Annotated in this window: 11 protein-coding genes; 2 read left to right on the plus strand and 9 right to left on the minus strand. The window is 61.6% G+C overall.

Annotation, left to right across the window (positions count from 1 at the left end; genetic code table 11):
• From PFH44_RS21020 to PFH44_RS21030, 3 genes are all read right to left on the minus strand, one after another.
• Positions 1-697 (minus strand): acylphosphatase (locus PFH44_RS21020; protein ID WP_283826044.1); only part of this gene is annotated, 697 nt, incomplete at its 3' end.
• 12 nt (positions 698-709) lie between these two features.
• Positions 710-1,237, minus strand: a complete 528-nt coding sequence (hydN, locus tag PFH44_RS21025) for an electron transport protein HydN (protein ID WP_095098443.1) — start codon at positions 1,235-1,237, stop codon at positions 710-712.
• Between the two features lie 134 nt (positions 1,238-1,371).
• The gene (locus tag PFH44_RS21030; protein WP_283826045.1) at positions 1,372-2,385 is read right to left on the minus strand and encodes a LacI family DNA-binding transcriptional regulator; all 1,014 of its coding nucleotides are present in this window, start codon (positions 2,383-2,385) and stop codon (positions 1,372-1,374) included.
• 266 nt (positions 2,386-2,651) lie between these two features.
• Here PFH44_RS21030 and ascF point away from each other — a divergent pair, with 266 nt between their 5' ends.
• Positions 2,652-4,094: a PTS cellobiose/arbutin/salicin transporter subunit IIBC gene (gene ascF / locus PFH44_RS21035; RefSeq protein WP_283826046.1), complete on the plus strand. Its 1,443-nt coding sequence runs from the start codon at positions 2,652-2,654 to the stop codon at positions 4,092-4,094.
• A gap of 27 nt (positions 4,095-4,121) precedes the next feature.
• Positions 4,122-5,546 (plus strand): 6-phospho-beta-glucosidase, encoded by a 1,425-nt coding sequence (locus tag PFH44_RS21040; protein WP_283826047.1) that lies wholly within the window; start codon positions 4,122-4,124, stop codon positions 5,544-5,546.
• A gap of 45 nt (positions 5,547-5,591) precedes the next feature.
• On the opposite strand, the gene hycI is transcribed toward PFH44_RS21040, so the two are convergent.
• The 6 genes from hycI to PFH44_RS21070 all read right to left on the minus strand — a co-directional run.
• On the minus strand, positions 5,592-6,062 hold the full coding sequence (hycI, locus tag PFH44_RS21045) for a hydrogenase maturation peptidase HycI (protein ID WP_283826048.1): 471 nt from the start codon (positions 6,060-6,062) through the stop codon (positions 5,592-5,594).
• Positions 6,055-6,465 carry a formate hydrogenlyase maturation HycH family protein gene (locus PFH44_RS21050; RefSeq protein ID WP_283826049.1) on the minus strand — a complete coding sequence of 137 codons (411 nt, stop codon included), beginning with the start codon at positions 6,463-6,465 and terminating at the stop codon, positions 6,055-6,057. Before PFH44_RS21050 ends, hycI begins: the two co-directional genes overlap by 8 nt.
• Positions 6,462-7,229: an NADH-quinone oxidoreductase subunit B family protein gene (locus PFH44_RS21055; protein WP_045857650.1), complete on the minus strand. Its 768-nt coding sequence runs from the start codon at positions 7,227-7,229 to the stop codon at positions 6,462-6,464. Before PFH44_RS21055 ends, PFH44_RS21050 begins: the two co-directional genes overlap by 4 nt.
• On the minus strand, positions 7,229-7,771 hold the full coding sequence (locus tag PFH44_RS21060; protein WP_283826050.1) for a formate hydrogenlyase complex iron-sulfur subunit: 543 nt from the start codon (positions 7,769-7,771) through the stop codon (positions 7,229-7,231). Before PFH44_RS21060 ends, PFH44_RS21055 begins: the two co-directional genes overlap by 1 nt.
• Before the next feature lie 9 nt (positions 7,772-7,780).
• Positions 7,781-9,490 (minus strand): formate hydrogenlyase subunit HycE, encoded by a 1,710-nt coding sequence (gene hycE, locus PFH44_RS21065; RefSeq protein ID WP_045857645.1) that lies wholly within the window; start codon positions 9,488-9,490, stop codon positions 7,781-7,783.
• An 18-nt stretch (positions 9,491-9,508) separates the two neighbouring features.
• A partial coding sequence (locus PFH44_RS21070; RefSeq protein WP_283826051.1) for an NADH-quinone oxidoreductase subunit H occupies positions 9,509-10,057 on the minus strand: 549 nt, incomplete at its 5' end.

The following is a 10,057-nucleotide window of genomic DNA, read 5'->3' on the forward strand; positions in this document are numbered from 1 at the left end:
CTTCCATCTCGCCTGCGACGCCGGAAACGCGGGCGAGATGGAAGCCGCCAAGCCCTTTAATCGCCACAATCTGCCCGGCGGCAAGCCGCTCCGCTGCCGCCCGCAGCGCCGCCTCGCCGTAGCAGATCTCCTCCCCGCTGCGCCACTCAAGCCGCGGCCCGCACGATTCGCAGGCCACCGGCTGGGCATGAAAGCGTCTGTCGGCCGGATTGCGGTATTCGGCTTCGCAGGACGGGCACAGCGGGAACGGCGCCATCGCGGTAAACGGGCGGTCGTAGGGCATGGCGCGGATAATGGTAAAGCGCGGCCCGCAGTGGGTACAGTTGATAAACGGGTAGCGGTAGCGGCGCTCCCCGGGATCGTTCATCTCCGCCAGGCACGCCGGACAGGTGGCGGCATCGGGAACAATCTGCGTGCGCATGGTTCCGCCTGCGCTCCGGCGGATGGTGAACGCCTTAGGCAGGGCCTGCCAGACAAACGGCGTGGCCCGTGCGCTGTCGATTCGCGCCAGCGGCGGACAGTGGCGAGCCAGCGCGGGGATAAACTCCGCCTCGTCGCCCAGCAGGCGCACCAGCACGCCGTCGCCGTCGTTGCACACGTCGCCGAGACGCCCTAAGCGCTGCGCCAGCTGCCAGACGGAGGGGCGAAATCCCACCCCCTGCACCTTGCCGCGGATGCGGATTTTCACCCCGTTCATGCCGCTATCGTCCTACCAGGCCAGCGCCGTGCGGCGACGTTTTTCAATGTTCATCTGCTCAAGCTTATTGCGGTCAACGCAGATAAGCGCGTGCGTCGGGCAGGCGTCCATACAGGCGGGCCCCTCTTCGCGATGATGGCAAAGGTCGCACTTATTGGCTTCGGCTTTTTCCGCCGTCACGTTCAGGCCGGCGCCGCTATGGCGGATCACCGGACGCACCACCACTTCCATCGCCCCGTACGGGCAGGCCACGACGCAGGTTTTGCAGCCGATGCAGCGCTCCTGCATCACGTGGACAAAGCCCTTATCGCGGCTGATGGCCCCGTTCGGGCAGACGTTAGCGCAGGGCGCGTCTTCACACTGACGACAGGCGGTGGCCGTCGACACGTTGACGCCCTTGATGACATGGATACGCGGTAAAAACGATTTTGGCGTCAGCGCGGCGCAGTCCTGATTAGCCTGATGAGAGACCACGCAGGCGACTTCGCAGGTGCGACAGCCGATGCATTTGCTCGCGTCGGCGATAATGAAACGGTTCATCCATTTCTCCAGCAGTAAGAAGGTTACGCGCCGGAGTATGCATAATACGTTCCAGTTTTTATCGCATTGATAGTAAAAGGAATTAATTAGCTGTTTTCTGTCATCGTCAGATGTGACGATGACAGATGACGATCTCAGACGCCGGGGCCAGCGCCAAGAGAATCGCGCTCAATCAGCTCGCCGGGGAAGGTTTGCTGGAATTTGAAATCGCCGCCGTCGAGCATAAAAATCAGCCGGTTAATGCACTCTTTGATCATCTCCGTCACCGGAATTTTGACGCTGGACAGCGCCGGGATCATATAGGGCGCCAGCACGATGTCATCGAAGCCAATCACCGACACCTGCTCCGGCACCTTCACGCCGTGCAGATGTAGCTGCTTCATCGCGCCAATCGCCATATCGTCGTTGCTCGCCACCAGCGCGCTGTAGCTAACGCCGCGCTGGCGCAGCGTCTCAACCCCGGCGGCGCCGGTTTCCGGCGTCCATTTGCCCTTCACGATCAGCGCTTCGTTGAGCGCGATATCGTGCTGGGCCAGCGCCTCTTTGTAGCCGGCGAGACGCTCGATGCCGGTAGGCGAATCCAGCGAGCCGGTGATAAAGGCAATTTCGCGATGGCCGCGGGCGATGAGCTGGCGTACCGCGGCCAGGGCCGACGCTTTTTGATCGGACCAGACGCAGTGGCTGGCGTTGCGGCGCAGGCGGCGGTTAAGCACCATAATTGGCCGGTCGTGCTGCTCCACGATGGCGTCCATTTCATCGACGCTCAGAAAGCGCGGGTAGATAATAATCGCGTCGCAGCGCAGGTCGAGCAGGTACTGAATCGCCTCCCGCTCCTCGTCGGCGCTGTGCTTGCCGTCGGCCAGAATCAGCTGACGCCCCTTGTCTTCGGTCATCCGCGCGACCTGAAACAGCAGCTCGCTGAAGTAAACCCCGTGATAGAGGGTATTGGTGACCACCAGCCCCAGGGTCTGGCTCTTTTTGGTGGCCAGGTTGCGCGCCAGCAGGTTCGGCCGGTAGCCGCTTTCGGCAACGGCCTGGAACACGCGATCTTTCGTCTCCTGGCTGACGTAGCCGTTGCCCGATAGCACCCGCGAAACCGTCGCCTTCGACACCCCTGCGCGCTTAGCGACCTCCAGCATCGTTGCCATGTTGTTCTTCCTGTTGCAAAAAGATGCCCGCAGTGTACTGCACGCCATGCCGTTTTACAGCCTTGACGCGCGCGCCGGGCAGATTCTTTTCTGCGGCAGAATCCGATCAAAATCACAAATTTGAAAACTGATTTTTTTAGATCTTGTATGAATCAATTAAACTCATCATGATTTTGTGGAACCGGTTTCCTACATATGCACGACGCCACGCAGCTTTTGGGCGCGGTGAAAAGCCAGTACCCCATTGATAAACAGGATAAAATCCGATGTCTAAAAATTATGCAGCCCTGGCACAGCAGATCGTCTCGGCGATTGGCGGCGTTGATAACGTCGCCGCCGTCACCCACTGCATGACCCGCCTTCGTTTCGTGGTCAAAGATAACGCGCGGGTGGATAGCGCGACCCTAAAAGGGCTGAAAGGCGTACTGGGCGTCGTGCGCAGCGATAACCAGTGCCAGGTGATCGTCGGCAACACCGTCTCCCAGGCCTACCGCGAAGTGATGAGCCTGCTGCCGGGTGAGATGCGCCCGGCGGAGCCCGTGGGCAAGCCGCCGCTGACCTTCAGGCGGGTCGGCGCCGGGATCCTCGATGGGCTGATCGGCACCATGTCGCCGCTGATCCCGGCGATTATCGGCGGATCGATGGTCAAGCTGCTGGCGATGATCCTCGAGATGAGCGGCGTCCTGCCGAAAGGCGCGCCGACGCTCACCATCCTGACGGTGATTGGCGACGGCGCCTTCTTCTTCCTGCCGCTGATGGTCGCCGCCTCCGCGGCGGTGAAATTCAAAACCAATATGTCGCTGGCGATTGCCATTGCCGGGGTGCTGGTGCATCCGAGCTTTATCGATCTGATGGCCAAAGCCGCTCAGGGCGAACACGTCGAGTTCGCCTTTATTCCGGTTACCGCGGTGAAATATACCTACACCGTGATCCCGGCGCTGGTGATGACCTGGTGCCTCTCTTATATCGAGCGCTGGGTCGACAGGATCACCCCGGCGGTGACGAAAAACTTCCTTAAGCCGATGCTGATCGTGCTGATCGCTGCGCCGCTCTCCATTCTGCTGATCGGCCCGCTCGGGATCTGGATCGGCAGCGCCATCTCGGCGCTGGTTTACACCGTCCACCACTACCTCGGCTGGCTGTCGGTGGCGATTATGGGCGCCCTGTGGCCGCTGCTGGTGATGACCGGGATGCACCGCGTCTTTACGCCGACTATCATTCAGACCATTGCCGAAACCGGCAAAGAGGGGATGGTGATGCCGTCAGAAATCGGCGCCAACCTGTCGCTGGGCGGCTCGTCGCTGGCGGTGGCGTGGAAAACGAAAAACCCGGAGCTGCGCCAGACGGCGCTGGCGGCGGCGGCCTCGGCTATTCTCGCCGGGATCTCCGAGCCGGCGCTGTACGGGGTCGCAATACGGCTTAAACGCCCGCTGATCGCCAGCCTGATCAGCGGCTTTATCTGCGGCGCGGTAGCCGGCATCGCCGGGCTTGCCAGCCACTCCATGGCGGCGCCGGGCCTGTTTACCAGCGTCCAGTTCTTCGATCCGGCGAACCCGACGACTCTCGTCTGGGTCTTCGGCGTGATGGCGCTGGCGGTGGTGCTGTCGTTTGTTCTGACCCTGCTGCTCGGCTTTGAGGATATCCCGGTGGAAGATGCCGCCGCCGATGCCAGACAGCGCCAGGCGACGAGCGAAGCATCCCACGCCTGAATATAATTTTTGATACAGAGGTAACGCATGGCGACTTTTCCAAACGGATTTTTATGGGGCGGCGCGCTGGCCGCTAACCAGGCTGAAGGGGCATATCTGGAGGGCGGCAAAGGGCTGACTACCGTCGATACCCTTCCCCACGGGGCCAGGCGCCTGCCGGTCAAGCTGGGGCTGGAAAAGCGCTTTCAGCTGCGTGACGATGAGTTCTACCCCAGCCATACGGCGATCGATTTTTATCATCGCTATAAAGAGGACATCGCCCTGATGGCGGAGATGGGCTTTAGCGTATTTCGCACCTCCATCGCCTGGAGCCGCCTGTTCCCCAACGGCGACGAGCAGGAGCCGAATGCGCAGGGGATCGCCTTCTACCGCTCGCTGTTTGAGGAGTGTAAAAAGCACAATATCGAGCCGCTGGTGACCCTGTGCCACTTCGACGTGCCGATGCACCTGGTGACCGAATACGGCTCCTGGCGCAATCGCAAAATGGTCGGGTTCTTCACCCACTACGCCCGCACCTGCTTTGAAGCCTTCGACGGGCTGGTGAAATACTGGCTGACCTTCAACGAAATCAACATCATGCTCCATAGCCCCTACTCCGGCGCCGGCCTGGCGTTCGAAGAGGGGGAGAATCAGGATCAGGTGAAGTACCAGGCCGCGCACCACGAGCTGATTGCCAGCGCCCAGGTGACCAAAATCGCCCACGAGGTGAACGCACAGAATCAGGTCGGCTGCATGCTGGCGGGCGGCAACTTCTACCCTTACTCCTGCAAGCCGGAAGATGTGTGGATGGCGCTGGAGAAAGATCGCGAAAACCTGCTCTTTATCGACGTGCAGGCGCGCGGCGCCTGGCCGGTATGGGCAGCGCGGATGCTCCGCGAGAAAGGCGTGACGATTGTCAAACAGCCGGGCGACGACGAGATCCTGCGCAACACCGTCGATTTTGTCTCCTTCAGCTACTACGCCTCGCGCTGCGCCTCGGCGGAGATGAACGCCAGCAACACCAACGCGGCCAATATCGTGAAGTCGTTAAAAAACCCCTATATTCAGGCCAGCGAATGGGGCTGGGGAATCGATCCCCTCGGCCTGCGCATCACCATGAATATGATGTATGACCGCTACCAGAAGCCGCTGTTCCTCGTGGAAAACGGCCTCGGCGCGCGGGATGAAATCGACGCCAACGGCGAGATTAACGACGACTACCGCATCAGCTATCTGCGCGAGCACATCAAAGCGATGGGCGACGCTATCGAAGACGGTATTCCGGTAATGGGCTACACCAGCTGGGGCTGTATTGACCTGGTGGCCGCCTCCACCGGCGAGATGAGCAAACGCTACGGCTTCGTCTACGTTGACCGCGATGACGCCGGCAACGGCACCCTCGACCGCAAGCGCAAGAAGTCGTTCTGGTGGTATAAAAAGGTCATCGCCAGCAACGGCGAAGATCTGGCGTAAAGGCAATCCCCCGGATAGCGGCGCTGCCGCCTCTCCGGGGAAACCTTACTCCGCCACCACTTCCAGCGGAGCAAACCCGCCGAAGCCCTGCCAGCCGTTCAGGCGCCGGTAAACCTCGGCCACCGCGTCCTTAATCGGCTGGGTCATCGGGTAGTAGAAGCCGACGATATCCGGCTGAATGCCTAAGAAAATCACCTCGCCAACGTCCTCCTTCAGCTGTTCGATCAGATAGTTGAGCGGCATATTGTGGGTGGTCATCATAAACATCTCGGCGATGTCGTCGGGATCGACGATGCGGATCTCGCCGGGGCTGAGCCCCATATCGGTGGCATCGACGATCAGCAGGCGATCGGGGCGCAGCTCGCGGATCGCGACGACGTCGTTTTCCGGGGCGCTGCCGCCGTCAATCACCACCCAGCCGCCCGTCGGGTTTGCCGCGCACGTTTCCGCCAGCAGCGGGCCCGCGCCGTCGTCGCCCATCATGCTGTTGCCCACGCAGAGTAAAACGTCAGTCACGGAGTCTCCTCACCATCAGATAGATGGCGCTTTCCTGGTGAATATCGTGGAGCATGCTGAGCATTAGCCTGCTCCACGCCTGCTGCGCCGGCGTCTGCCCGGCCTGCGCCTTATCGAAAGCGGTGGCCAGCATGGTGACGTGATTGCTGTCGATAACGATTTCGCCATACTTCGGCACGCCTTCCATTTTACACCGGGCGGCGCTGCCCGCCTCAAGGGTGGCGATCCACGCCAGGTACTCATCCCACGGGCAGCTCAGCGCCGCTTCCAGGCAGTCGATAACCCCGAGATGGTGGCCAATCGCCAGGCTGTAGTAGACCACCTGCTGCGCCTGGTCGGGCGTGGCGTCGTTCTCATCGATAAATTTACGGCTCAGCTGGCTGAACACCACCGTTTCGCTCATCGGATGCGCGCCTCCTCAACCACCTGATTGAGATGGGTGACGATCTCGGTCAGACGCGGATCTTTTTCCGCCTCCAGCCAGCGCACGACCTGGCTGTCGCCCTGGCCGAGCAGGCGCATATAGTCATCGGCAATCTGCCGACCGTAGCGATAGCCCGCCAGGCGGCGCGCTTCGCGGTCGATGCGCACCCGCAGCGGCTGGACCATATTCGGATGCAGAATTTCCGCCGCCTTCTCATCCTGCTCGCCCGGCAGCCGGGCGTGAATTTTCTGCTCCAGCAGGCCCAGCGCCATCGCAAAGCCGTACAGCGTCGCCGCCGGCGTCGGCGGGCAGCCGGGAATATAGACGTCGACCGGCACAATTTTGTCGGTGCCGCCCCAGACGCAGTACAGATCGTGGAAGATGCCGCCGCTGTTGCCGCAGGCGCCGTAGGAGATGCAGATTTTCGGGTCCGGCGCGGAGTGCCAGGCGCGCAGCGCCGGCGAGCGCATGGCGCGGGTCACCGCCCCGGTGAACAGCAGGATATCGGCGTGGCGCGGCGAGGGAACGACCTTTATTCCGAAGCGTTCGGCGTCAAACAGCGGCGAAAGGGTGGCAAAAATCTCAATCTCGCAGCCGTTGCAGCCGCCGCAGTCCACGCGATACACGTAGGCGGAACGCTTAATACTCTTCAGCAGCGATGCCTTCATGCTGGCGATAGACTCGTCTACCGTCATCGGCACGGGAATGCCGTTTTCATCGCGCGGGCCCAGTAAATTGTTCATCAGCTGGCCTCTCTCATATGGCGAGTCAGTTCAATACGATCGGACGGCACCAGGCACTTCTGGCGCTTGCACTCGGGGCAGGTCTCGAAGCTCTCGCGGTGCAGCTCGGCGCGGGTATCGCCGTTGTGCTCCAGCAGCGCGATGGCGTAATCGATCTCTTTCTGCACGGCGAAGGGGCGCGCGCACGTCCGGCAGCGGCACATCTCAAAGCGCGACTGCTGGAGGAAATCCTCTTTCTTCCACACCGCCAGCTCGTACTCCTGCGAGAGCTTAATCGCCGCCGTCGGGCACACCTCCTCGCAGCGGCCGCAAAAGATGCAGCGCCCGAGGTTGAACTGCCACGCCAGCTGGTTAGTGACGAGGTCGGTCTCCACCGTCAGGGCATTCGACGGGCAGGCGTTAACGCAGGCCGCGCAGCCGATGCACTGCTGGGGGCTGTGCTCCGGCTTGCCGCGGAAGTTTTTATCTACCGGCATCGGCTCCAGCGGGTAAGCGTGCGTCGCGGCGCCGGTCTTAATGACTTTTTTGATAAAGGTAAACATGGCGGCTCCTTATTTCAGCGGCGAGTTTTTACGCTCGATGCTGTAGCGCTCCAGCTCTTTGTACGGCACCACTTTGCTTTTCTTCTTCCGCACGTCGACCACGGTCATGCGGTCGGTACAGGAGTAGCAGGGATCGAGGCTGCCGATAATCAGCGGCGCATCGGAAACGGTGTTGCCGCGCAGCATATAGCGCAGGGTCGGCCAGTTGGCGTAGGTCGCCGCCCGGCAGCGCCAGCGGTAGAGCTTCTGATTGTCGCCGGTCATGCTCCAGTGGATATCATCCCCGCGCGGCGCTTCCGAGAAGCCCAGCGCAAAACGGTGTGGGATATAGGTGAAGCCGTCCACCATCAGCGGGCCGCCCGGCAGATTGTCGAGGCCAAAGTCGATCATATTCAGCGCGGTGTAGACCTCGTTGATGCGCACCTTGAGGCGCGAAATCACGTCGCAGCCCTGCTCGCTGTGCACTTCCATCGGCAGCAGGCCGTAGCCGACGAACGGATGGTCGGCACGGGTATCGCGCGCGTGGCCGCTGGCGCGCACCATCGGGCCAACGTTGCTGAAGTCGCGGGCGATTTGCGGGTCGAGGCGGCCGATGCCGACGGTGCGCTGCGCCATGTTCGGCGTGCTGAGCAGCATCTCCACCAGCTCCTGCACGTCGCGGCGCATCTGCTGCGCCAGCTGGCGGGTCTGGATCATATCCTCTTTCAGCAGGTCGCGACGGATGCCGCCGATCAGGTTCAGGCCGTAGGTTTTACGCGCCCCGGTGAGGATCTCCGCCATTTTCATCGACGTCTCGCGCACGCGGAAGAACTGCATAAAGCCGGAGTCGAAGCCGGTAAAGTGGCAGGCGAGGCCGAGGTTGAGCAGGTGCGAATGCAGACGCTCCACCTCCAGCAGAATGGCGCGGATCATCTGCGCGCGTTCCGGCACCACGATGCCCATCGCGTTCTCAACCGAGGTGGTATAGGCGGTGCTGTGGGCAAAGCCGCAGATGCCGCACACCCGGTCGGAGAGGAAGGTCACTTCGTTGTAGCCCATCCGGGTTTCCGCCAGCTTCTCCATCCCGCGATGGACGTAGAACAGGCGGTAGTCGGCGTCGATAATATTTTCGCCGTCAACGAACAAGCGGAAGTGGCCCGGCTCATCGGAGGTGACGTGCAGCGGGCCAATCGGCACCACGTTATTCTTCTTGCTGCCCAGCTCGTTAATGAACTCGTAGGTTTCCGCATCGGTGGTCGGCGCCGGGCGCTGACGGTAATCCATGCTGTCTTTGCGCAGCGGATAGAGTTCGTCCGGCCAGTCGTCCGGCAGCACCAGACGGCGCTCGTCCGGCAGGCCAACCGGCAGCAGGCCGTACATGTCGCGCACTTCGCGCTCGCCCCATACCGCCGCGGGCACCCTCGGCGTCACCGACGGATACTCCGGCTTATTGGCGTCCACTTCCACGCGCACGGTGATCCAGCATTTGGTCCCCTGCTCCATCGACAGCACGTAGTAAACGGCATAGTGGCCGTTGAGCTTGCGCTCGTCGTTGCCGAACAGCACCGACAGCCAGCCGCCCTGCCGATAGTAGAGAAACTCCACCACTTCCGGAAGATAGTTGATCTTCACCGTGACGGTGAGCTGATCGTTGGTCTGCCAGGCCTCGTCCAGCACCACGCCCGGGAAGGCCTGATGCAGCGCGGCGAGATAGCGTTGACCCGGTTTTTCTTCGTTCATATCTAAAACTCTCTTAAATCACGCCGCCAGCAAGGAGACGAAGGCTAAAAAGGCAAAGCCAAAACCGGCCCAGGTCACGCGGGACGTGGCACAAAAGCGCAGGCGCGCCATGCTGTTTTCAAACAGGGCAATAATCAGCACGCCGGCCACCAGCTTGACGACCGCGACGACCAGCGCCAGCACCAGCCCGCCGACGCTGAAGCTGATCATCTGCCCCCACGGAATAAACACGCCGACAAACATCTGCAGGACCACCAGCTGCTTGAGGCTAATCCCCCATTTCAGCACCGCGAAACCGCTGCCGCTGTATTCGGTCAGCGGCCCTTCCTGCAGCTCCTGCTCCGCCTCGGCGAGGTCGAACGGCAGCTTGCCCATTTCGATAAAGGTGGCAAAAGCGCAGGCGGCCAGCGCCAGGAGCAGCGGAATGCTGCGCGCGGCGGGCCAGTGGTAGAGGGTATCGGTGATGCTGCTGATATGGGTTGAACCGGCAACCTGCGCCGCCACCCACAGTCCCAGCAGCAGAATCGGCTCCACCAGCACGCCGAGCATCGCTTCGCGGCTGGCGCC

The organism is Klebsiella sp. Ech2A (assembly GCF_030078455.1).
In the GTDB taxonomy this organism is placed as follows: domain Bacteria; phylum Pseudomonadota; class Gammaproteobacteria; order Enterobacterales; family Enterobacteriaceae; genus Klebsiella; species Klebsiella terrigena.

Excerpts from the sequence above, each read along its gene's own strand:
- PFH44_RS21060 (WP_283826050.1), bottom strand. The coding sequence starts at position 7,771 with ATGTTTACCTTTATCAAAAAAGTCATTAAGACCGGCGCCGCGACGCAC.
- PFH44_RS21030 (WP_283826045.1), bottom strand. The coding sequence starts at position 2,385 with ATGGCAACGATGCTGGAGGTCGCTAAGCGCGCAGGGGTGTCGAAGGCG.
- PFH44_RS21055 (WP_045857650.1), bottom strand. The coding sequence starts at position 7,229 with ATGAACAATTTACTGGGCCCGCGCGATGAAAACGGCATTCCCGTGCCG.
- PFH44_RS21050 (WP_283826049.1), bottom strand. The coding sequence starts at position 6,465 with ATGAGCGAAACGGTGGTGTTCAGCCAGCTGAGCCGTAAATTTATCGAT.
- PFH44_RS21040 (WP_283826047.1), top strand. The coding sequence starts at position 4,122 with ATGGCGACTTTTCCAAACGGATTTTTATGGGGCGGCGCGCTGGCCGCT.
- hycE (WP_045857645.1), bottom strand. The coding sequence starts at position 9,490 with ATGAACGAAGAAAAACCGGGTCAACGCTATCTCGCCGCGCTGCATCAG.
- hydN (WP_095098443.1), bottom strand. The coding sequence starts at position 1,237 with ATGAACCGTTTCATTATCGCCGACGCGAGCAAATGCATCGGCTGTCGC.
- ascF (WP_283826046.1), top strand. The coding sequence starts at position 2,652 with ATGTCTAAAAATTATGCAGCCCTGGCACAGCAGATCGTCTCGGCGATT.